Source organism: Salegentibacter maritimus (assembly GCF_016236915.1).
In the GTDB taxonomy this organism is placed as follows: Bacteria; Bacteroidota; Bacteroidia; order Flavobacteriales; family Flavobacteriaceae; genus Salegentibacter; species Salegentibacter maritimus.
In genome coordinates this window covers 54,321-76,074 of sequence record NZ_JAEHOK010000010.1, presented here as the reverse complement: position 1 = coordinate 76,074, position 21,754 = coordinate 54,321, and the positions used below count along the sequence as shown (strand labels likewise).

Annotated in this window: 18 protein-coding genes; 6 read left to right on the top strand and 12 right to left on the bottom strand. The window is 37.0% G+C overall.

Translation table 11 applies throughout. From position 1 onward, the window contains the following. The first annotated feature begins 4 nt into the window (after window positions 1-4). The 4 genes from I6U49_RS09075 to I6U49_RS09060 all read left to right on the top strand — a co-directional run bounded on the left by I6U49_RS09075 (window position 5) and on the right by I6U49_RS09060 (window position 4,017). Window positions 5-1,465, top strand: coding sequence for a phytoene desaturase family protein (locus I6U49_RS09075; protein WP_198628438.1), 1,461 nt, complete (start codon window positions 5-7; stop codon window positions 1,463-1,465). Between the two features lie 3 nt (window positions 1,466-1,468). Continuing rightward, window positions 1,469-2,308, top strand: coding sequence for a phytoene/squalene synthase family protein (locus I6U49_RS09070; protein ID WP_193712232.1), 840 nt, complete (start codon window positions 1,469-1,471; stop codon window positions 2,306-2,308). Between the two features lies 1 nt (window position 2,309). Then, entirely contained in the window at window positions 2,310-2,759 is a 450-nt protein-coding gene (locus I6U49_RS09065) for a sterol desaturase family protein (RefSeq protein WP_198628437.1), read from the top strand. A 121-nt stretch (window positions 2,760-2,880) separates the two neighbouring features. Further along, window positions 2,881-4,017, top strand: a complete 1,137-nt coding sequence (locus I6U49_RS09060; RefSeq protein WP_198628436.1) for a lycopene cyclase family protein — start codon at window positions 2,881-2,883, stop codon at window positions 4,015-4,017. 1 nt (window position 4,018) lies between these two features. Here I6U49_RS09060 and I6U49_RS09055 read toward each other — a convergent pair whose 3' ends face one another. The 6 genes from I6U49_RS09055 to I6U49_RS09030 form a co-directional block, all read right to left on the bottom strand. Next, window positions 4,019-4,582, bottom strand: a complete 564-nt coding sequence (locus tag I6U49_RS09055) for a TlpA family protein disulfide reductase (protein WP_198628435.1) — start codon at window positions 4,580-4,582, stop codon at window positions 4,019-4,021. A gap of 211 nt (window positions 4,583-4,793) precedes the next feature. Further along, the gene (locus tag I6U49_RS09050) at window positions 4,794-7,061 is read right to left on the bottom strand and encodes an aconitate hydratase (RefSeq protein ID WP_193712228.1); all 2,268 of its coding nucleotides are present in this window, start codon (window positions 7,059-7,061) and stop codon (window positions 4,794-4,796) included. A 533-nt stretch (window positions 7,062-7,594) separates the two neighbouring features. Further along, entirely contained in the window at window positions 7,595-7,903 is a 309-nt protein-coding gene (locus tag I6U49_RS09045; RefSeq protein ID WP_198628434.1) for a PLDc N-terminal domain-containing protein, read from the bottom strand. After that, the gene (locus tag I6U49_RS09040; RefSeq protein WP_198628433.1) at window positions 7,903-8,856 is read right to left on the bottom strand and encodes an AAA family ATPase; all 954 of its coding nucleotides are present in this window, start codon (window positions 8,854-8,856) and stop codon (window positions 7,903-7,905) included. Before I6U49_RS09040 ends, I6U49_RS09045 begins: the two co-directional genes overlap by 1 nt. 10 nt (window positions 8,857-8,866) lie before the next feature. After that, window positions 8,867-10,327 (bottom strand): peptidylprolyl isomerase, encoded by a 1,461-nt coding sequence (locus tag I6U49_RS09035; protein ID WP_198628486.1) that lies wholly within the window; start codon window positions 10,325-10,327, stop codon window positions 8,867-8,869. Beyond that, window positions 10,290-11,153: a peptidyl-prolyl cis-trans isomerase gene (locus I6U49_RS09030; RefSeq protein WP_227740429.1), complete on the bottom strand. Its 864-nt coding sequence runs from the start codon at window positions 11,151-11,153 to the stop codon at window positions 10,290-10,292. Before I6U49_RS09030 ends, I6U49_RS09035 begins: the two co-directional genes overlap by 38 nt. 220 nt (window positions 11,154-11,373) lie before the next feature. Here I6U49_RS09030 and I6U49_RS09025 point away from each other — a divergent pair, with 220 nt between their 5' ends. Together I6U49_RS09025 and I6U49_RS09020 are read left to right on the top strand one after the other, a co-directional pair. Then, a complete protein-coding gene (locus I6U49_RS09025) occupies window positions 11,374-11,823 on the top strand; it encodes an SRPBCC family protein (RefSeq protein WP_193712225.1) in 450 nt (149 codons plus the stop codon). A gap of 68 nt (window positions 11,824-11,891) precedes the next feature. Next, the gene (locus I6U49_RS09020; protein ID WP_198628432.1) at window positions 11,892-12,419 is read left to right on the top strand and encodes an OmpH family outer membrane protein; all 528 of its coding nucleotides are present in this window, start codon (window positions 11,892-11,894) and stop codon (window positions 12,417-12,419) included. A 170-nt stretch (window positions 12,420-12,589) separates the two neighbouring features. Here the strand turns inward: I6U49_RS09020 and guaB are convergent, their stop codons facing one another. From guaB to I6U49_RS08990, 6 genes are all read right to left on the bottom strand, one after another. Next, the gene (gene guaB, locus I6U49_RS09015) at window positions 12,590-14,062 is read right to left on the bottom strand and encodes an IMP dehydrogenase (RefSeq protein WP_193712223.1); all 1,473 of its coding nucleotides are present in this window, start codon (window positions 14,060-14,062) and stop codon (window positions 12,590-12,592) included. 96 nt (window positions 14,063-14,158) lie between these two features. Continuing rightward, a complete protein-coding gene (locus I6U49_RS09010; protein ID WP_193712222.1) occupies window positions 14,159-15,145 on the bottom strand; it encodes an ABC transporter ATP-binding protein in 987 nt (328 codons plus the stop codon). Between the two features lies 1 nt (window position 15,146). Further along, complete coding sequence (locus tag I6U49_RS09005) at window positions 15,147-16,811, bottom strand: ABC transporter permease (RefSeq protein WP_198628431.1); 1,665 nt, start codon at window positions 16,809-16,811, stop codon at window positions 15,147-15,149. Then, a complete protein-coding gene (locus I6U49_RS09000) occupies window positions 16,792-17,838 on the bottom strand; it encodes a Fe(3+) ABC transporter substrate-binding protein (protein ID WP_193712220.1) in 1,047 nt (348 codons plus the stop codon). Before I6U49_RS09000 ends, I6U49_RS09005 begins: the two co-directional genes overlap by 20 nt. Before the next feature lie 138 nt (window positions 17,839-17,976). Then, the gene (locus tag I6U49_RS08995; RefSeq protein ID WP_198628430.1) at window positions 17,977-20,409 is read right to left on the bottom strand and encodes a TonB-dependent receptor; all 2,433 of its coding nucleotides are present in this window, start codon (window positions 20,407-20,409) and stop codon (window positions 17,977-17,979) included. Beyond that, complete coding sequence (locus tag I6U49_RS08990) at window positions 20,390-21,754, bottom strand: HTTM domain-containing protein (protein ID WP_198628429.1); 1,365 nt, start codon at window positions 21,752-21,754, stop codon at window positions 20,390-20,392. Before I6U49_RS08990 ends, I6U49_RS08995 begins: the two co-directional genes overlap by 20 nt.

Genomic DNA, 21,754 nt, shown 5'->3' with positions numbered 1-21,754 from the left:
ATATATGAAAAACAAAATTGCTATTATTGGTTCGGGTTTTGCTTCTCTTGCCGCTGCCTGCTATTTGGCCAAAGATGGATATGAAGTTGAAATTTTTGAGAAAAATGCTGATATTGGTGGTCGTGCACGCCAGTTAAAAAAAGACGGCTTCTGTTTTGATATAGGTCCTACCTGGTATTGGATGCCCGATGTCTTTGAACGTTTCTTTGCCGATTTCGGGAAAAAACCTTCTGATTACTATGAACTGGAAAAGTTAAGTCCGGCCTACAAAGTTTTCTTCGGAAAAGAAGATGCTATAACCATAGAAGATAGCCTTGAAAAGATTTGTACTGCTTTTGAAGCTGAAGAGCCGGGAAGCTCAAAAAAGTTAAGAGAATTTATTGAAGAAGCTAAAAACAACTATGACATTGCAATTAAAGATCTTGTATACCGCCCGGGTGTTTCTCCTTTAGAGTTAATAACACCAGCTACCGCTCGTAAAATTGGGCAGTTTTTCAGCACTATTTCCAAAGAAGTTCGAAAAGAATTTAACAATACAAAACTGGTCCAAATTTTAGAATTTCCAGTGCTCTTTTTAGGTGCCAAAGCAAGCAATACTCCGGCCTTTTACAGCTTTATGAACTATGCCGATTTTGGCCTGGGCACCTGGCATCCCAAAGGCGGTATGTACAAAGTGATTGAAGGCATGGAAAGCCTGGCAAAATCACTGGGCATAAAAATAAACACGAATGCCCCGGTTTCTAAAATTTTTGTAGAAAATGATACAGCTACTGCAATTCAGGTAAACAAAGAAAAAATTAAAGCCGATTATGTCGTAAGCGGTGCCGATTATCATCATACTGAAACTTTATTACCGGAATTTAAAAGACAATACAAAGAGTCTTATTGGCAAAAAAAGACCTTTGCTCCTTCAGCTCTATTATTTTTCGCGGGTTTTAATAAGAAATTAGAAAATATAACACACCATACATTATTTTTCGATACCGATTTTGAAAAACATGCAAAAGCCATTTACGACGATGCTGAATGGCCTGAAGAGCCACTTTTTTATGCAAGTTTTCCATCTATCACAGATCATTCTGCGGCCCCGAAAGGTAAAGAGGCTGGAATATTTTTAATTCCTTTAGCACCGAATATTGAGGATACTCCTGAAATTAGAGAAAAATATTTTAAAAAAATTATAACGCGTTTTGAAAGTTTAACCAATCAAAATGTAACCGATCACCTTCTTTTCAAGGAATCTTTTTGTGTAAAAGATTTTAAAGAAGAATATAACTCTTACAAAGGCAACGCATACGGTTTGGCAAATACCCTTTTGCAAACTGCATTTTTAAGACCTAAATTGAAGAGTAAAAAAGTACATAAATTATTTTTTACGGGACAGCTAAGTGTTCCCGGACCAGGGGTGCCACCTTCCCTTATCTCAGGAAAGCTTGCAGCCGGTTTAATTCAAAAAGAAGATTAAATTATGAAAGCCATTTTTGATACGGTTTCAAGGGTTTGCAGCAAAACTGTAACCCATCATTACAGTACCTCGTTCTCTACGGCCACCAGGATGCTTGCGCCCTCTATACGTCAGGACATTTATAATATCTATGGCTTTGTACGTTTTGCCGATGAAATAGTTGATACTTTTCACGATTATAATAAAGAAAAACTTTTTAATGATTTTGAGGCAGATCTTTATAAAGCGATTGAAAATAAAATTAGTTTAAATCCTATTTTAAATGCATTTCAGGAAACTATACACAAATATAATATAGAAGAATCCCTTTATCGCGCATTTATGAAAAGTATGCGCCTTGATTTGCATAAATCTGATTATCTTAGTGTAGCCGAATACAAAGAGTATATTTATGGAAGTGCCGATGTAGTTGGCCTAATGTGCTTAAAGGTTTTTGTAAACGGAAATCAGGAAAAATATGAATCTTTAAAAGAATCTGCTATGAGTTTGGGTTCTGCTTTTCAAAAAGTAAACTTCTTAAGAGACTTGAAGGCCGATTATGAAGAATTGGCCAGAAGTTATTTTCCGGGGACAAATTTGGCACAATTAGATGAAACCAGTAAGCAACGAATTATCGCTGAAATTGAAGAGGATTTTAAAAATGGTTTAAGTGGAATTTCCCACTTACCGGTAGAAGCTAAATTTGGGGTATATACTGCTTATATTTATTATAGAAAATTATTACATAAATTAAAGAAAGTCCCATCTTTGGAGATTAAAAATAGTAGGATTAGAGTTCCAGATTATGAAAAAGCCGGCTTACTGGCCAAATCTTATATTTCGTATAGATTAAAACTTATATAGCATGAACATTTTATTATGGATCTTTGTTTTTCTAGGTACTTTTATAGCTATGGAAGGCATGGCCTGGTTTACACATAAGTACATTATGCACGGACTCCTTTGGAGCTTGCATAAAGATCACCATCATAAAGATCATAGCCATTGGTGGGAGCGAAACGATCTCTTCTTTATTTTCTATGCTCTGGTGAGTATAGGATTCTTTTTACTCTGGCGATATGAAGGTGTTTGGTTTGGACTGCCTATTGGTTTAGGAATCCTGGCTTATGGTATAACCTATTTCACAGTTCACGATATTTTTATACATCAACGTTTTAAAATGTTTCGAAATGCCAATAACAAATATGCAAAAGGCATAAGAAGGGCTCATAAAATGCATCACAAACACCTTGGAAAAGACGATGGGGAATGTTTTGGTATGCTGTTCGTTCCTTTTAAATATTTTAAAAAGTAAATTAGCCCGGGGCAAGCCCACGAGGAATTGGTTGGAAACAAATTTTTAATTTTGAGGCAAGCCACAGGATATTAAACCCTTTGGTTACATCAGTAAAAACAGCGTATACACACATTAGTCTATGTTAGGGCCCAGTTATTTTTATGCAATTATTGGAGGAGGTCTTGCAGGTCTTCAGCTTGCCCGGCAACTTAGCCGGGATGTTTTTTTTAAAGGAAAAAAGATCGCCATCATAGATTCAGATTTTGCCACACCTATCAAAACCTGGTGTTTTTGGGAAAAAGGTTCAGGCAAATGGGATAATCTGGTTTTTGCATCCTGGCAAGAAGGTAGATTTATTTCTTCTAAAGCAGATATAGATTTAAAACTCCCCCCCTACTCATATAAAATGATAAAAGCTGCAGATTATCATCAGCACCTAAGAAATGAAATAGAAAAATCTGAGGACATTGAATTTATTACTGATGATATTCAGCATATAGATCCTGTTACCATGAAGGCCAGGGGACAAAAAACAACCTATACAGCCACTCATTTTTTCGACAGCAGAGTAGATCCATCTTATCTGGAGAGTGAGAAATACACCAGTATTTTTCAACATTTTAAGGGCTGGGAAGTAGAAACAAAAAACCCGGTTTTTACACCAGGCTCTTTTACTATGATGGATTATAGAATTAAGTATCCAAACGCCACTGCCTTTACTTACATTCTCCCCTTTACAGAAACAAAAGCTTTAGTTGAATATACCTTCTTTTCACCTTTTTTAACCGAGGACAAAGTATACGACGAAAAACTTCGGCAATATTTTGATAAGATATTAAAGACTAAAGATTATGAAATTAAAAGCACCGAATCTGGCGTCATCCCTATGACCGATTTTCCGTTTGACAAGGAAAATAGCATGCAAATCACCAAAATTGGTACCGGTGGTGGTTGGGTAAAACCTTCAACAGGCTATTCCTTTAAAAACACCGAAAAACGCATTTCAAAAATTATTGAAAATATTAAAGCCGGCAAACTTCCTGGAGAAAACCTAATCAATAACAGGTTTAGAAAATATGATGCCATATTTTTGGATGTACTCTCACAAAACAACCAAAAAGGCGAAGAGATTTTCACAAAATTCTATACTAAAAATACACCACAGGATATTTTTAAATATTTAGATGAAGAAACTTCGGTTTCAGAGGACTTTAAAATTATGTTTTCTCTTTACAGCTTTGACTTTATCAAATCTTTTTTTAGAAAAGCTTTTTAAATTACTCGGCCAAAAGCTGGTTCAACAGGTTCCTAAAGCTCTGACTATTCCAATCGGCGGCACCCTTTTTATCTACCACAATAGTACCGTTTTTGTCTATTACATAGGTAGAAGGCAAGGTATAACCATCTAAAGGCTTAGGATCTTTAGAAAGCATTCTATAGCTAGAAAAACTGTAACCTTTACGTTTAAGAAAATTGTTAGTGGTTTCGTGATCTTCGCCCGAAATAAAATAAAACGCTACTTTATCTTGATAATCATTGTAGAGCTCCTGAAAACTTGGCATTTCAGCGATACAAGGAGGACACCAGGTAGCCCAATAGTTTACCAGGATTACTTTTCCTTTAGATTCAGCAAAATCTATTTTTTTTCCAGATTCTGTCTCCAGGGTCCAGCTATAGGTTTCTAGCTGTTTCCTATCCTCCTCATCGGTGGCAGAAGGACTAAAAGCAAATATTTTATTTACTACAATTTGAATAGGTTTTCGGGTTTGGGGAATAATCATTGCCAAAATGATTATAATAAAAATAATATTACTCCATTGATTCTTGAAAAGCTTCTTCATTGCCGTTTTTTAATGCTTAGACGTAAAAGGCAAAGATACTTAACATCTCAATTTAAAGCATAAAAAAGAGGCTCATTAATTGATGTTCTTTCCGCGTCACCCTGAACTGGTTTCAGGGTCAAACTCCTAAGAATTGTAGATTCTGAAACAAGTTCAGAATGACGGGAGGATCAAATAATCAGCCTCTCTATAAAATATAAGTCTTAAATAATTAAGCGGCGTTCTGCTTTTTAATTAAGTTAAGTGCCGAACCATGCTTATACCACTCAATTTGAGGTTGGTTGTAAGTATGGTTTGCTTTAATTGTGTCTTTGCTACCATCGGCGTGTACAATTTCAATTGTAATTTGCTTGTCTGGAGCAAAATCTTCAAGGTCTATAAAGTTAAAGGTATCATCTTCCTGAATAAGGTCATAATCGGCCTCATTATCAAAAGTTAAACCTAACATTCCCTGTTTTTTAAGGTTTGTTTCGTGAATACGCGCAAAAGATTTTACCAATACCACTTTTACTCCTAAATGACGAGGCTCCATGGCCGCGTGCTCTCTTGAAGAACCTTCTCCATAGTTATGATCTCCCACAACTACCGTTGGAACGCCTTCTTTTTTATACTCACGTTGCACGGCAGGAACGCCATCGTATTCCCCTGTAAGCTGATTCTTTACAAAGTTTGTTTTTTTATTAAAAGCATTAACCGCTCCAATAAGACAGTTATTAGAAATATTATCTAGATGCCCTCTATAACGCAACCATGGCCCGGCCATAGAGATATGGTCTGTGGTACATTTCCCAAAGGCTTTAATAAGCAATTTAGCTCCGGTAAGGTTTTTACCATCCCATGGCTCAAAAGGAGTTAATAATTGAAGCCTTTCACTATCTTTAGCTACTTTCACTTCAACTGAACTTCCATCTTCTTTTGGTGCAATATAACCTGCATCTTCTACTGCAAAGCCTTTTGTGGGTAATTCTATTCCCGTTGGCTCGTCTAGCATTACCTCTTCCCCATCTTCATTCATCAACTTATCACGGGTAGGATCAAAATCTAAACGACCGGAAATAGCAATTGCTGCCACCATCTCTGGCGAACCTACAAAAGCGTGGGTATTTGGATTACCATCGGCACGTTTAGAGAAGTTACGGTTAAAAGAATGTACAATGGTATTCTTTTCTTCCCCTTTTCTATCGCTACGATCCCATTGACCAATACAAGGTCCACAGGCGTTTGTAAATACAGTTGCATCTAAATCTTCAAATATTTGAAGCAAGCCGTCACGCTCTGCGGTATATCTAATTTGCTCAGACCCCGGATTAATACCAAAATCAGATTTTGCTTTTACTTTTTTCTCTACTGCTTGTTTTGCAATAGATGCTGCACGGGTAAGATCTTCGTAAGAAGAGTTGGTACACGAACCTATTAATCCCCAATCTACGTTAATTGGCCAGTCGTTCTCTTTTGCTTTAGCCCCCATCTCAGAAATAGGCGTTGCCAAATCTGGAGTAAATGGCCCGTTAAGGTGTGGCTTTAATTCTGAAAGGTTAATCTCTATCAACTCATCAAAATACTGTTCTGGATTTGCATAAACTTCATCATCTCCGGTTAGGTGCTCACTAACTTCGTTTGCCGCATCAGCCACATCGGCGCGGTTGGTAGCACGCAGGTAGCGATCCATAGACTCATCATACCCAAAAGTTGAAGTGGTTGCGCCAACTTCAGCCCCCATATTACAAATGGTTCCTTTTCCGGTAGCCGACATAGAGCGGGCACCTTCACCAAAATATTCTATAATTGCACCGGTTCCACCTTTTACGGTAAGTATTCCGGCTACTTTTAAAATAACATCTTTAGGAGCCGTCCAACCAGAAAGTTTTCCGGTTAATTTAACTCCAATAAGTTTAGGGAATTTAAGTTCCCAGGGCATTCCGGCCATTACATCTACGGCATCGGCTCCACCAACACCAATGGCAACCATTCCTAAACCACCGGCATTTACCGTATGCGAATCGGTACCAATCATCATCCCTCCAGGGAAAGCATAATTTTCTAATACTACCTGGTGAATAATACCTGCACCGGGTTTCCAAAATCCTATTCCATATTTATTTGAAACAGATTCCAGAAAATCAAAAACCTCACTACTGGATTTATTGGCAGCCTGCAAATCTATAGCAGCTCCCATTTTGGCCTGGATAAGATGATCACAATGCACTGTAGTAGGTACTGCAACCTGCTTTTTCCCGGCTTGCATAAATTGCAATAAAGCCATTTGGGCAGTTGCATCCTGGCAGGCAATCCTGTCTGGCGCAAATTCTACATAGTCTTTTCCTCTTTGGTAGGCCTCTTTGGCCGCACCATCCCATAAATGCGAATAAAGGATTTTCTCTGAAAGGGTTAAAGGTTTTCCAACAACCTCACGCGCTGTATTTACACGCTCGGCCATTTGGCTGTAAACCTTCTTGATCATATCAATATCGTATGCCATATTATTATGTATTTTAGTTCTAAAAAAGTCTAGCAAAAATAAGGATTTCGAGTGGATTTTGAAAATAAGAAGTGATTATCAAAATTTAATGAAAATAATTTTTCATTTCGCAATTATAGATAGTTAAAATTCAACTAAAACTAATAATTAGGTTGAAATTTATGAATTTAATAAATTAACTTAATAAGATTAAAAAAAATATAATCCGTTGCCGGGAAGAAAATAAAATTTAAACCCATTCTTGATAAGCTCAGCGAGATTAAAAAAGCAATTCCTTAAGTTTATTTGTTTAAAACTGAAAGTGGCTTCACCCTGATATCTTTTAAAAGTCTAAGTTATTTCTGAATTTGACTGGTAGCTCTAAGTGAAGTACTTTACTTATTTAGAGGAACGAGGACTATTACAAGCGAAACTTTAAAATCTCGGAATGGAAATTGGCAAACTACAGAATTATAACAACTGTTATAGAATCACCTCCAATTTACAGATGATATTACAACAAGGCCTAAATGACGATAAAACGTATTTTATCATTAAAAACTTCTAAACTTATTGTTTTGAAGGTGTATCAAATTTTTTCTGTTGAATAAATAAACTATTGGAGAAAAGAAAGGCAGGAGAAACATAGAGAGTATCCAAAAAGTTTTATCTTTTAAATTCTGCTTACTTATATCAAATAAAATAAACAACCAGAATATAAAAAGCATCACAAGTGCAGTCCAATTGAAGTAAGTACTTACTTCTTTACTTAGTTCCAGCTCATTTGTAATAAAATCACTCCCCCATAAAATATAGAAAACAATACTAACCAGTACTCTATAATTAATAAAGTGCTGAATCATTATAAGAGGTTTTGAATTATCTTTTCTTCAGAAATACCTTCGGCTTCAGCTTTATAGTTTTTAATGATTCTGTGACGTAAAATACCTATAGCTACTGCCTGCACATCTTCTATATCTGGTGAAAACTTTCCATTTACGGCAGCGTGGGATTTTGCGGCAAGAATTAGGTTTTGTGAAGCTCTTGGCCCTGCTCCCCAATCGAGGTAATTTCTTATAAGTTCAGGAGCTTCGGCAGTATTAGGCCTGGTTTTTCCTACCAGTTTCACTGCGTATTCTACCACGTTATCGGCCACGGGTATTCTACGAATTAATTGCTGAATTTCCACAATTTCTTCCGCAGTAAATAAGGCGTTTATTTTTTGGGTTGTATCTGTTGTGGTACTTTTTACAATAGCTACTTCTTCCTTAAAACTAGGATATTCCAACAAGATAGAAAACATAAACCGGTCTAATTGTGCTTCTGGTAACGGATAAGTCCCTTCCTGCTCAATTGGATTTTGTGTAGCCAGTACAAAATAAGGATTGGCCAGGCGGTAATGATGCCCGGCAACGGTTACAGACCTTTCTTGCATGGCTTCCAGTAAAGCTGCCTGAGTTTTGGGCGGAGTTCGGTTAATCTCGTCGGCAAGAATTATATTGGAAAAAACCGGACCTTTTATAAATTTAAAGGTTCTGTTCTCATCCAGGATTTCGGCACCAAGAATATCACTGGGCATCAAATCGGGCGTAAATTGAATTCTTTTAAAATCAAGGCCCAGCACCCTGGCAATGGTATTTACCATTAAAGTTTTTGCCAAACCGGGAACCCCCACAAGCAAAGAATGCCCTCCTGAAAAAATAGAAAGCAGGATTTGGTCTACAACCACATCCTGCCCTACAATAGTTTTAGCAATTTCGTTTTTTAAATCGCGGTGTTTACGCACCAGATTTTCTACAAGAGCAACATCTGACATTGATAAAAAACTATTTTTTTAACCAGTTACTACTATACTCACAATCTTTAAACTTACCGTTTACTTTAATGTAAGTATCCCCAATTTTTTCTTTCTGCCATTCCTCAATAGCTTCCAGTTGTTTATCTCGTAATGCCAACTCTTTTATTTTAGAAAAATCTTTAGCATAGTTAGCTTTGTGCTCTGCAATTCTTTTATCTATTCTTACCAGTTTAAAAAACGGACGCCCTGTTCTATCTTGATCACGCAACCTTAAAGAAATTTCACCTTCCTGTAATTCTCCAACTTCTCGATATAACTTAGGATCTACTCGAGCAAGTTCTTCAAAACGAGTACTACCTGTTTGTGGATTAATAAGTTTACCACCATCTCCTCTAGTTTCCTCCTGGTCAGAAAATTCACGAGCAGCTTCGGCAAAATCTAAAACACCTTCATCCAGCCTTTTTCTTATACTATCTATCTTAGCCTTGGCCTCCTCAACAGAGGTATTGGTCACATCAGGAATAAGAAGTATATGTCTTAAATCTACATTTTGCCCCCTAATTCTATCTATTTGAATAATATGATACCCAAATTCGGTTTCAAAAGGCTCACTTACTTCACCTTCCTGAAGGCTAAAAGCAACATCTTTAAACTCTTTTACAAAATTATCTTTTCTGGAGAGCGAAATTGCGCCACCTTCACTGGCACTCCCAGGATCTTGTGAATATAAAACTGCCTTTGTAGCAAAACTCGCATCATTATCTAAGACATCTGCCCTAAATTCATTTAAACGATCTATTACTTTTTGTTTTTCACTTTCGGGAATTTCAGGTTTTATCACAATTTGGCTAAGCTCTATTTCTTCTCCAAAAACCGGGCGTTCATCTTCAGGAATACTTTCATAAAAAGCCCTCACTTCTTCTGGGGTAATTTCTACCCCTTCAATAATTCGTTGCTGCATACGACTGGCCAATTGGCGCTCTTTGTTTAGCTCGAACAATTCACTTCTAAATTCAGCTTCATTTTCTTTGTTATAAAACTCAAGCACCTTTTCCATGGAACCTACCTGGCGAACCATTTCAGAAATTTGTTGGTCTATATAATTATTTACTTCGGCATCCATAATAATAATACTATCCTGGATAGCGTGGTGTGCATACAACTTATTTTCCATTAAAGAACCTGCCAGTTGGCAATCGGTAACATCAGCGGTAGACATTCCCTGGCTCTGCATATCCTTATACATCATGTCTACATCGCTGTCCAGAATAATATAATCACCAATTACTGCGGCAATTCCATCTACCTTTCTGCGCTCTGAACTGTTTTCCTGGGCAACCGTATTCTTTGCAATTTCATCTTCTGGCTGAATGGCCGTACTATCGGTAACAATTACATCCTGAGCATAACCGGTAAAGCCAAATAAAATGGCTAAAAGCAAGCGGGTGGTTTTAATTATAGATTTCAAATTCTTCATTTTTAATTGCATCTTTTGTAATATCTTTTTCAAGTTCTTTTATCAGGTTTAATTTTCGCTTATTCAGCAAAATTTTCTCAATTGTTGGCTCGGCATATTCAAAGGGCGCATCTTCCCCACGCTCCAACACATCTTTTATAAAAATCAAATATACGCCTAATGAATCTTCTACCTGAAGAAAATTAGATTTGTTTAAAAGTTTATCTCTATGCTCTATGGTGAGCGCAGGAATTTTATTGTATACCGTTTTTAACTTTACCCAAACCGAATCGTTTAGAGAATAATTCTTAAACTGAAGTGAAATTTTCTCAAGTTCCTCTATATCCTCTTCTTCAAAGCTAGTTAAGTAAGAGGCTATTTCATCTATTTTGGTATTTTTTGGAGCCAGGCTTACATATCTTAGTTTCAATAAATCGTCTGAAAGCTTAAAATTTCCTTTATTCTCTTCAAAGTATGACTGCTTTTCTTCAATAGACAAAGTACTGTCTAACTCCCTACTTACCACCGCATCTTTATAGGCACTGGTATAAAGCTCATTCTTATAGTTTTCTATAAGGTCTTTAAATTCCCTAAGTTGACTCTCCGGAAGATTTAATTGTGCCCTATCTATAAGCAATTGCTGCGTGGCCCAATTATTTATATAATTAGAAACAATAATTGCACTGTCTTCTGCAGAAGTATTTTCATTGATTAAGGCATTAATATCTTCCTTATACAAATAAGTATCATTAACCCTTACCACAACTTCCCTATCATCCTCTTTTTCAAGATAGGAACAACCCGCAAGCATAAAACCGCTTAGTAAAAAAACTATAAATACAGGTACTATTTTCAACATTTTCAATTATTGCACTAACAATATACATACCATTATTAAATATCTAAGAGCCTGTAAATTGCCGGTAAGCAAAAATAAGAATTCATTTAGGTTCTACAAGCTTATATTTAAACGATTACAAGTAAGCAAAAATTATAAGTATATAATTGAATTTTCTTAAGTATCTTTAAATGAAGTATTTATTAATTGTTTTATTCAAGTTCCATAAAAAGCTTTTAATATGAAATATACCAGTGAAATTAAAATTAAAAAGCCCCTGCCCGAAGTAATTAAAAAATTTAGCAATCCAGATAACATGAAGCATTGGCAGCGCGGATTTATCTCTATGACACCTATTTCCGGAAATTTAGGAGATAAAGGCTCCAAAAATATGCTAATATATAAAATGGGAAAGCGAGAAATTGAAATGGTAGAGACCATTGTAGAAAATAAGCTTCCGGCTATTTTTCACGCAAACTATTCGGCCAAAGGCGTCTATAATATTCAGAAAAATAGTTTTAAAGAAACTGAAGAGAACCATACGCTTTGGATATCACAAAACGAGTTTATTTTTAGTGGTTTTATGAAGCTCATGGGCTTATTTATGCCGGGCGCTTTTAAAAAACAGACTAATCAATATATGAAAGATTTTAAAAATTTTGTAGAAAACAACCAAAGCGTGTTAGATTAAGAAATAGTTTCACATTTTAATATGAATAATTAAAAGCTGCTATTATATTTGCCAAAAACAATTTTATTATGATACGAAGCAGTTTAATAATTGCCTTTTTAACTTTTAGCATTTTTGCTAGTGCCCAAAGCAAGATAGGAACTATAGATACCGATTACATTCTTTCCCAAATGCCTGAAATGGAAGAAGTAAATAAAGGACTGGAAGCCTACGACAAAAAATTACAGCAAGACTTCCAAACTAATGTAAAACAATACGACACCCTTGTAAAAAAATACCAGGCCAATGCCGAAAGCCTTGCTGCTGAAGCCCGCCAGGAAAGCGAATCTGAAATTATTGAACTCGAAAACCAAATAAAGCAGTTTAGGCAAAGAGCACAATTAATGATGCAAATGCGAAGAAACGAGCTTACCAAACCACTTTATGAGAAAATTGACGCCGCAATGCGCCAGGTAATTGCCGCAGAAGGATTCACCCAAATCTTTCACGCAGGTGGCAACAACCTCGCATTTTCGGCAGAAGAATATGATATTACCGAAAAAGTGATGTCTAAAATGGGAGTAGAACCCAAAGCGGCCGGCACAAACAAAGAATAGTGCCTTTTAAAATAATTGAAGTTTGTTACAACCTGCTTGCAACATGACACTTAATTGGTGATACAGGTTGAAACAAGCTTTAACTTAATAAAGACTTTACTCCTTATAAAAAGTCCCCGTAAGTTTTAAAACTTACGGGGACTTTTTTATTGTGATAAAAGTAAACGTATCTACCTACTATAGTTAGGCGATTCGTTGGTGATAGTTACATCGTGTGGATGACTTTCGTGAATTCCAGAAGCCGTAATTTTAACGAACTTTGCTGTCTCTTTAAGAGTCTCTACATCTTTTGCACCGCAATAGCCCATTCCTGCTTTTAGACCTCCCACAAATTGGTGGATACTTTCTTCAAGCTCACCTTTGTAAGGAACACGCCCCACAATACCTTCAGGTACCAGTTTTTTAATATCGTCTTCAACATCCTGGAAATAACGGTCTTTAGATCCTTTTTGCATGGCCTCTACAGATCCCATTCCGCGGTATGACTTAAATTTTCTTCCTTCGTAAATAATAGTTTCCCCCGGAGATTCTTTGGTCCCGGCAAGTAAAGAACCTAGCATCACACAATCTGCTCCCGCAGCCAGTGCTTTCGGAATATCTCCCGTATAACGAATTCCTCCATCGGCGATAACCGGAACACCACTGCCTTTTAGGGCTGAAGCTACTTCAAGTACCGCTGAAAATTGTGGAAAACCAACTCCGGCAACTACCCTGGTAGTACAAATAGAACCAGGACCAATTCCTACTTTAACCGCATCTGCACCAGCTTCTACCAAATATTTTGCAGCCTCACCGGTAGCGATATTTCCTACAACCACTTGCAGGTCTGGAAATTTGGCTTTTACATCTTTTAGCACTGTTACCACCCCTTTGGTATGGCCATGGGCAGTATCAATAATAATGGCATCTACTCCAGCATTCACAAGAGCCTCAGCTCTCTCTACAGCATCAGCAGTAACTCCTACCGCTGCTGCTACGCGAAGCCTTCCAAAACTATCTTTATTGGCGTTGGGCTTAAGGGTAAGTTTAGTAATATCCCTAAAAGTAATAAGCCCAACTAACTTATTGCTATTGTTTACTACCGGAAGTTTTTCAATCTTATTTTCCTGTAAAATATCCTCAGCCTGTTCCAGGGATGTCCCTTCAGCTACAGTTACCAGGTTCTCTGAAGTCATTACCTCAGCGATTGGGCGTTTAAGGTTTTTCTCGAAACGCAAATCCCTATTGGTTACAATTCCCAACAATTTCCCATCTTCATCTACAATTGGAATTCCACCAATACTATGCTCGCGCATACTTGCTTTAGCATCGCTCACACTTGCATTAATAGGCAAGGTTACGGGATCTATAATCATTCCGCTTTCAGCTCGTTTCACCTTTCGTACCTTTAGAGCTTGTTGCTCTACAGTCATATTTTTATGCAGCACACCAATTCCACCTTCACGGGCCATAGCAATGGCCATTCTGGATTCGGTTACCGTATCCATCGCTGCCGATACAATAGGAACGTTTATAGAAATATTTTTAGTGAATTTTGTACGGATACTTACTTCCCGTGGTAGTACTTCAGAATAAGCAGGGACAAGCAATACATCATCGTAAGTAAGGCCTTCTCCTAAAATTTTGGATTCGTGTGCGATCATAGCAATTAAAGATTTAATTGCGTGCAAATATACGTTTTTTATAGAAAAAATAGGTTTAAAACCTATTAGTTATCAGAAAATTACTTTAGGGGAAATTTAGCTACCAAATTCGAGTACATCGGTAGAATTAAAGCCAATCTTTATCCTATCGGCCACATGAGTCTCTTTAGTAACCACCGAAACCTGATGACCGTTGTCTAACTTTAACAACAATTGGGTGGTATTCCCCATAAAGGTTTTCTTCAAAACCCTGGCATGGGTAATATACTCGCATTCCTCGTTAATACTAAGGTTTTCGTTGCGTATAGCATGATTACAATTGGGGTTTAAAGGACAATTAAAAGCGGTTTGTAATTCTTTATTTAGTTGAATAGTATTTCCAAAAAGAGAAGCCACATACACCGAATTAGGTTTTGTATACAAGTTTGAAGCCTGGTCTTTTTGAATTACTTTTCCGTGTTGAAGAATAAGAATTTCATCGGCCACAGAAAGAGCATCCTGCGTATCGTGAGTCACAAAAATTGCGGTAACGCCAGTTTTCTTGATAATTTCAAACACCTGGCTACGCAACTGCATTCTTAGCATCGCATCAAGATTGCTAAAGGGTTCATCTAAAATCAACAAAGAAGGCTCTGGCGCCAAAGCCCGGGCCAGGGCAACTCGTTGTTGCTGTCCTCCTGAAAGTTGATGCGGATAACGTTTTTCCAATCCGCTTAGGCCAACCAAATCCAACATCTCCAGGGCGCGTTCTTTTTTATTCTTAAGCTTAGAAATCCCGTAGGTTACATTTTTTAAAAGGTTAAAGTGGGGAAATAAAGCATATTCCTGGAAAACCAAACCTATTTTCCGTTTTTCGGGCGGCACTAGTTTATTGACCGAAGACAGCTCTTTACCATTTAGCACAATGCTACCGTGATCTGGCCTTTCCAAGCCCGCAATAAGCCGAACCAGGGTTGTTTTTCCGCTTCCGCTTTCACCAACAATAGCACAAACATTTCCCTTTTCTAAATTAAAAGAAACCTCCTTTAAGGCAAAATTTCTACCTTTATCAAAGCTTTTAGAAATGGAGTCCAGGCTTAGCATACTAGTCTTTTATCAATAATTTATTCAAAAATATCACCGGAATTGTTGCCGTGAAGATAATAAATAATGAAGGAATGGCAGCCTCCATAACCATTTCATCGCTTGCATATTCAAAAGCCTTCACTGCGAGTGTGTTAATATGAAAAGGTTTTAAAATTAACGTAAGCGGTAGTTCTTTTAATACATCAATAAACACCAATATCATCGCACTTAAAATCCCGGTTTTAATAAGTGGAAACTCTATTTTAAAAAAGGTCTTAAAGTTTCCCACACCCAGCATCTTAGACGAATCTGGTATACTATTACTTACTTTTAAAGCGGTAGATTCTATTGGGTTATGCGCTACCGCCATAAATCTAACGCTATAGGCATAGACCAGTGCCACCAGGGTACCGTTAAATAAAAATCCGGTTTTAATTCCAAAAAGTGAATCCATCGTAACTATAAACCATTTATCGAAAGCAAGCGTAGGAATCATAATCCCAATGGCCACAACAGCTCCGGGAATTGCATAACCTAAAACCCCAAATTTAGATATACTTTTAATTCCGCTGGTATTACTCCATTTAGCAAAATAAATGAGTAAGGTAGCAAAAAGCACCGTTACCAAAGAGGTGATGAAAGCTATCCCAAAACTTTGTAATGAAAGTTGAATAAAATTAAAATCGAACACTTGTTCGGCCGTTAAAAATGCCCAATAGCCTAATTGCGCCACAGGAATAAAAAAGCCTAAGATTACGGGAATTAATACCAATAAAAACTTTAGGTTTTGCATTAGTCGGGTACCGGTTTTTCTATGAATATATCTGGAAGCCCTATTTCCGGAAACCTGAACACTTTTTCGCTGCCATTTCTCGATTAAAATTAATGCAAAAACTATAAAGATGAGTAATGCTGAAAGGTAAACAGCAGTTTCCGGTTCTTCCAGAGAGAACCAGGCCCTAAAAATACCGGTTGTAAAAGTATTAACTCCAAAATACTGTGCCGCACCATAATCATTTAAAACCTCCATGAGTACCAATATGAGTCCCGCAATAATTGCCGGTCTTGCCAATGGCAACATAAGTCTAAAAAAAGATTTAAACTCTCCCACCCCCAACATCGTTGAAGCTTCCAGTAAATTTCCTGCCTGGTTTAAGAAAAAGGCACGCGAACTAACATAAACATAAGGAAAAAGGGAAATACTTAATACATAGGCCAGCCCATATTTATTCATAATATCTATTCGAATAAATTCCAGATTTAGAAATCTAAAAATAAGATCAAGGCTTCCGCCATAATCAAACACCCCGGCATAGGCATAGGCTACGATGTAAGATGGAATAGCCAATGGAAGTATAAGCAACCACTCCAGTTGTTTTCTAAAGGGAAATTCAAAACGCGCTACCAACCAGGCTGTACCCACCCCGGTGATAAGCACTAACAAACTACAGGCAAAAATCAGAAAAAAGGAGTTCCCTATGTAGTCTACCAATAGATTATCTACAAGATGCCACCAGGTTTCCCCGGGCCCCTCCAATAGTTTTACTGCAATAGCAATTACCGGTAAGGTGATAAAAAGAACGATGGCCAATGTAAAAATTGACCATCGATTTGTATCTCTTTTAAGCCTCCTTAACCTGGCTTTTATTGAGAATATGTCACTATTATTTCCAGCCTGCTTCATCAAATAGCATTACTGCTTTTTTATTGTTTTCGCCAAGTTTAGAAAGATTAAGGGTATCTTCTTTAAATTCGCCCCATTCCTGTAATAATGCTGCAGGTGCTACCGCTTCGTTTATTGGGTATTCATAGTTTGAATGGGCAAAAACTTTTTGAGCTTTTTCAGAAATTAAAAACTCTATAAATTTAATAGCATTTTCTTTATTAGGAGCATATTTTGCCACCCCGGCCCCACTTACATTAATGTGTGTGCCACGACCATCCTGATTAGGAAAGAAAAGTTTAATACTCTCTCCTGCTTTTACTTCTTCGGGATCTTCAGAATTTAAAAGTTTACCTATATAATAAGTGTTTACAACAGCAAGATCACCTTCTCCTGCAACTACCGCTTTCACCTGGTCACGATCATTCCCTTTAGGAGCCCGCGCCATATTTTCAACGATTGCCTCAGCCCATTTTTTCGCCTCTTCTTCCCCATTATGAACCATAATAGAAGCCATAAGTGACTGATTGTAAATATTCCCGGAAGAACGTATTAAAAGCTTATTTTTCCATTTTTCTGAAGCTAAATCCTCATAAGTAGATAATTCACTCTCATCTACCCTATCTTTAGCATAGGCTATAACCCTTGCTCTTTTGGTAAGTCCGAACCAATGGTTATCGGCATCTTTAAGATGAGACGGAATGGTTTCTTCCAGGGTTTTTGAAGACACCGCTTGCAAAAGCCCACCGCTTTTAGCTCTTTCTAATCTACCTGCATCTACAGTAATAAGCACATCGGCGGGAGATTGCTCTCCTTCCATGCTCATTTTTTGTATAAGCTCATCGGCGTTGGCATTTATTACATTTACAGTAATCCCCGATTCTTCTTCAAATTGTTTAAACAACTCCTGGTCCGACTCATAATGTCTATGAGTATAAACATTTACTTCTTGAGTTTTTTCTTCCTCAGTATTTTTATCTTTCTCTTCTGCGTTCTTGCAGGAAAAGACTAAGCTTAATGCCAGAAGACCAATTAATGTTTTCTTCATTGCTATCTTTTTTAAAATTTTGTTCAAATATAATTATTTAGAATAGGTTTAAATAAAAAACAAGTACTTTTTTAAGCTGAATAATATTCCTGATTCAGGCTAAGTAGGCTTTAATTATTCATTTCTATCACCTAAACTTTAAAATTTAAATTGAAGACTTGTATACCAGGTTATGGGCTGTGCCGGAATAATCCCCGGACCGGGGTAACCCGTAGCTCGTCTTGTAAAATAGGAGTTATCTAAAAGATTATTCACCCCAGTTTCTAACTTAAACTTACCTAAACTATAGGAAGCCGAAAAATCTAAAATCCCATAAGCCGGAATACTCCCTTCTATACCGCGTTGGTTATCATCAACATCTTGTGGGGCATTGGTAGCATCTGTATATTGCTTAGACAAATAGGTATATTGAAGACCGGCCAGAAAATTAGCATAACCAAAATTTAAACCTGTTTTTAGGTTTACGTAGGGAATAAACTCTACCTGATTCCCCTCCACATTAGTTTCTTCTGAGGCGGTATATTCAGAATTTGTAAAAGCGGTGTTTAGAAAAAGGTTTAATCGGTAATTCTTAGCTTGTTCAAAAAAAGTATTCTTAATGTTCCAGTCGGCAAAAGTTTCTAAACCATAAATAAACGCATCTCCAATATTTCCACGCCTTCTAACTATAAAGCCATCTTCAACTCCCAAAACTTCCCCGATCCTATCTCTATACCATAAACCAAATATACTGGCGTCGTAAGACAGGAAGTTTTTTAAATTCCCCCTAATTCCAAAATCTGAGGTAAAGCCGCGTTCTTCTGAAATATTTGGATCTACCACAAAACTCGGATTTACAATTCTAATATCGCTAAAGGTAACCGACCTGTAATTTTGGGAAAAATTAGCATATAATTCATTAGATGAATCCAGGTTATAGCTGGCTCCAATTCCTAATAACACAAAGCTTCTTTCCAGGTCTTTATCCTCTTCTTTGGTTCTATTAATTAAAGGATTATCGGCCAGGTCTAACACTATTTCTTTATAAAAACCATTGGCCTTTGTATTTATATACTCTAACCTAAAACCGGGTGTAACCGACAATTTATTGGTAAGATTAAAGATATTTTCTCCAAAAATGGCAAGGTTTTTATTTGGAAATTTGTACTCAGATTGCCTTGGGTAATTTGGGTATTCATTATTGGTAAAAGTAAATTCAGGCTTAGCCGAAACTGTTCCCGGACCTTGTTTTTGAAAATTATTGGCATCGTAATATTTACTTCCAATTAAAAAAACCGATTCCCCATCAAATAAATTATACCTGCTTAATAACCTGGCCTCTGCACCCCAATTAGAAAAATTGTCTACCAATAATTCCCTTGGTGCCGAAAGATCATCAGGTTGCGAGACACGGTTTTCCCTAAAACCAACGGCTTTACGCGATGCATCCAACCCAAACAGGTTTAAACTAAAGTCTGTTCTATTAGAAAAGCGATGTTTAAATTTTAGCGCATATAAATTCCAGTTTACATCAAACCAGTTTCGCTCCCTATTGCTAAATGTAGGGTCTTCATAAAACTGTGCATCGGTGAGGCCGCCAGGTTGCTGGGCTATATAATCTAAATAAGTATACTCAAAACTAAGCCTGGTTTTATCGCTAAAATCCCATCCAAAATGAGAAAAGAAATTATTAGAGGTATATTCTGAATTAGGCCTAAAACCTTCTCCGGTTTTGTGGTTGTAATAAGTGTAGTAGCTAAACTTACCAATAGTACCTGCCAAACTATTAAAACTAGTAAAAAGGTTATAAGAACCTACCGACTGCCTTGAAACCAATTCTATTTTTTTATCGCGCGGAGGCTTTTTAAATTTGAAATTAATGAGACCGCCAAATTGTGTCCCATATTGTAAGGAAGCTGCACCTCGCACTACTTGAATTTCCCTTAGCGCCTCAGGCGGTGGGGTATAATAACTCTCGGGATATCCCAACACGTCGGCCGAGATATCGTAACCATTTTGCCGGGTGTTGAAATTCTGGGTTCGGTTAGGGTCAAGGCCGCGCCCACCAATATTTAATTGAAGCCCTGCATCGCCATTATCATAAATATTTAAACCAACCACCTGGTTATAAATCTCCCTGGCATTATTGGCGGCGAGATTTCCGGAAACTTTATCCATAAGAACCACTTCACTTTTTTTACCGGCATAGATAGCAGTTCCTTCTACCTTTCTAAGCTTTCTTAAAGCAAATAATTGCTCTCTTCTATTGGTAATCATCACCTCGCTGAGACTTTCGGCTAATGGCGAGAGGCTAAACTCCATTACAAGATCTCCATTTATGCTTATTTGCTGTTCCAGGATGGCATATTCGTAACTAAAAACAGCAAAATTATAGGTGCCCTGACTAATCCCGGTAATTTCGAAGTTTCCATTTTCATCGGTAACCACTACATCAGATGTTGTTCTATTCCAAACTTCGGCATTTGGTATGGGCGCCCCTGTTTCAGTAGAAATCACCTTCCCGCTAAGACTATGCTGGGCATAGCCAAACGACACTAAAAAAACTAATATACTAAAGACCTTTAATTTCATCCTTAAATGGTAAAATGAATGTTTTATGTTTAAAAGAGTCCGCGAAATTAAGCAAATTAACCTGCGGGTCTATATAGGGAGTGCTCTTTCTTCCGTTAAGCGCCACATAATTTTCTACGTAGATTTCAATATTTTCATGACCATCTTTAGTAAAATGATCGGCTAAAAAATGAGCATATTCAAGAATAAAATCGGGCTGAAAAGACATTTGTTTCTCCTGAAAGGGTGTAAGAAAATCTGAATTATCTACATAAAATCGCTTTCCAGTCTCAGCGTTTACCACTTTAAACTGAGCATAGCCGGCTTTTTCCATAAGCATTACCCGCCAGGAAAACCTAAAGCCCTCTTCTGTCCAAAACAGTTCGCCCGGATACAGTAAATATCGCCACGGGAATAAAAGCTGAATAATAAAAAAGACTGTAATCACGCCCAGACTTAGGTTTTTCTTTACCCCTAAAAACTGGTAGGTCTTTAGATTGTCAAATTTTTGTTTCGATATACTAAACCACTTTGATATTAAACCTAATATACCATGATGGATTTTCGGACTAAAAAAGATCAATGCGCTAACAATCATAATAAATGGAAACATGCCTATTGGGAAAAGCACACGTGTAAGGACATGGAAAACGATCACCATTAAAAATGCTACAAAGCGGGTTCTTTTGTAAAGCAACAAAAAAGGAATTGAAAGATCGTATAACATTCCACTCCAGCTAAAAGCATAATGCACCCATTCCTGTTGCATAAGATTGCCCAGGAAAGGAAGATCATATTTTGATGGCAACCATATTTTTAAAGGCATGGCCCTAAAAAGCCAATCGGAATTAATTTTTGCCAGGCCAGCATAGAAATACACAATTCCCAGCAATAATTTAATTACATCTATGCACCACTGTGGTATTTTTTGAAAAGCTTTGGCGGGATTTTGCCGGGCATCTATAGAGAAATAGACATTAGCGGGTAAAAAAATCATTAAAAAACTAAGAATACTAATAAAGTAATAATGATTAAGATAAGTAGTTTTATCCATAAGCTCTATATAGGTAAAGCTTAGGAAAAACAATATAATAGCCAAACGATATTTATAACCTACGGCAACCATTAAAGCCGCAATACCACAAAGTATAAAAATTAGATAAGTATATTCTCCCAAAGGTTTAACCCATTCAAACCCGTAATAAGAAAAGAAGAATTTTGGTGTGATATATAATTTTTCTATCCAGCCATTTAGCCAAAAACGTACTATACTGGCAAACATCATAAGACCAAAAAACAAACGAAAAACCGCCAAAGGGGCGGCTTCCGTTGATTTTTTTAGATATTTACTTAGCACGGTTTGCAT

What these genes read in the sequence shown, in the direction of transcription:
- I6U49_RS09075 (WP_198628438.1), top strand. Translation starts at nt 5, where the DNA reads ATGAAAAACAAAATTGCTATTATTGGTTCGGGTTTTGCTTCTCTTGCC.
- I6U49_RS09070 (WP_193712232.1), top strand. Translation starts at nt 1,469, where the DNA reads ATGAAAGCCATTTTTGATACGGTTTCAAGGGTTTGCAGCAAAACTGTA.
- I6U49_RS09065 (WP_198628437.1), top strand. Translation starts at nt 2,310, where the DNA reads ATGAACATTTTATTATGGATCTTTGTTTTTCTAGGTACTTTTATAGCT.
- I6U49_RS09060 (WP_198628436.1), top strand. Translation starts at nt 2,881, where the DNA reads ATGTTAGGGCCCAGTTATTTTTATGCAATTATTGGAGGAGGTCTTGCA.
- I6U49_RS09055 (WP_198628435.1), bottom strand. Translation starts at nt 4,582, where the DNA reads ATGAAGAAGCTTTTCAAGAATCAATGGAGTAATATTATTTTTATTATA.
- I6U49_RS09050 (WP_193712228.1), bottom strand. Translation starts at nt 7,061, where the DNA reads ATGGCATACGATATTGATATGATCAAGAAGGTTTACAGCCAAATGGCC.
- I6U49_RS09045 (WP_198628434.1), bottom strand. Translation starts at nt 7,903, where the DNA reads ATGATTCAGCACTTTATTAATTATAGAGTACTGGTTAGTATTGTTTTC.
- I6U49_RS09040 (WP_198628433.1), bottom strand. Translation starts at nt 8,856, where the DNA reads ATGTCAGATGTTGCTCTTGTAGAAAATCTGGTGCGTAAACACCGCGAT.
- I6U49_RS09035 (WP_198628486.1), bottom strand. Translation starts at nt 10,327, where the DNA reads ATGCAATTAAAAATGAAGAATTTGAAATCTATAATTAAAACCACCCGC.
- I6U49_RS09030 (WP_227740429.1), bottom strand. Translation starts at nt 11,153, where the DNA reads ATGTTGAAAATAGTACCTGTATTTATAGTTTTTTTACTAAGCGGTTTT.
- I6U49_RS09025 (WP_193712225.1), top strand. Translation starts at nt 11,374, where the DNA reads ATGAAATATACCAGTGAAATTAAAATTAAAAAGCCCCTGCCCGAAGTA.
- I6U49_RS09020 (WP_198628432.1), top strand. Translation starts at nt 11,892, where the DNA reads ATGATACGAAGCAGTTTAATAATTGCCTTTTTAACTTTTAGCATTTTT.
- guaB (WP_193712223.1), bottom strand. Translation starts at nt 14,062, where the DNA reads ATGATCGCACACGAATCCAAAATTTTAGGAGAAGGCCTTACTTACGAT.
- I6U49_RS09010 (WP_193712222.1), bottom strand. Translation starts at nt 15,145, where the DNA reads ATGCTAAGCCTGGACTCCATTTCTAAAAGCTTTGATAAAGGTAGAAAT.
- I6U49_RS09005 (WP_198628431.1), bottom strand. Translation starts at nt 16,811, where the DNA reads ATGAAGCAGGCTGGAAATAATAGTGACATATTCTCAATAAAAGCCAGG.
- I6U49_RS09000 (WP_193712220.1), bottom strand. Translation starts at nt 17,838, where the DNA reads ATGAAGAAAACATTAATTGGTCTTCTGGCATTAAGCTTAGTCTTTTCC.
- I6U49_RS08995 (WP_198628430.1), bottom strand. Translation starts at nt 20,409, where the DNA reads ATGAAATTAAAGGTCTTTAGTATATTAGTTTTTTTAGTGTCGTTTGGC.
- I6U49_RS08990 (WP_198628429.1), bottom strand. Translation starts at nt 21,754, where the DNA reads ATGCAAACCGTGCTAAGTAAATATCTAAAAAAATCAACGGAAGCCGCC.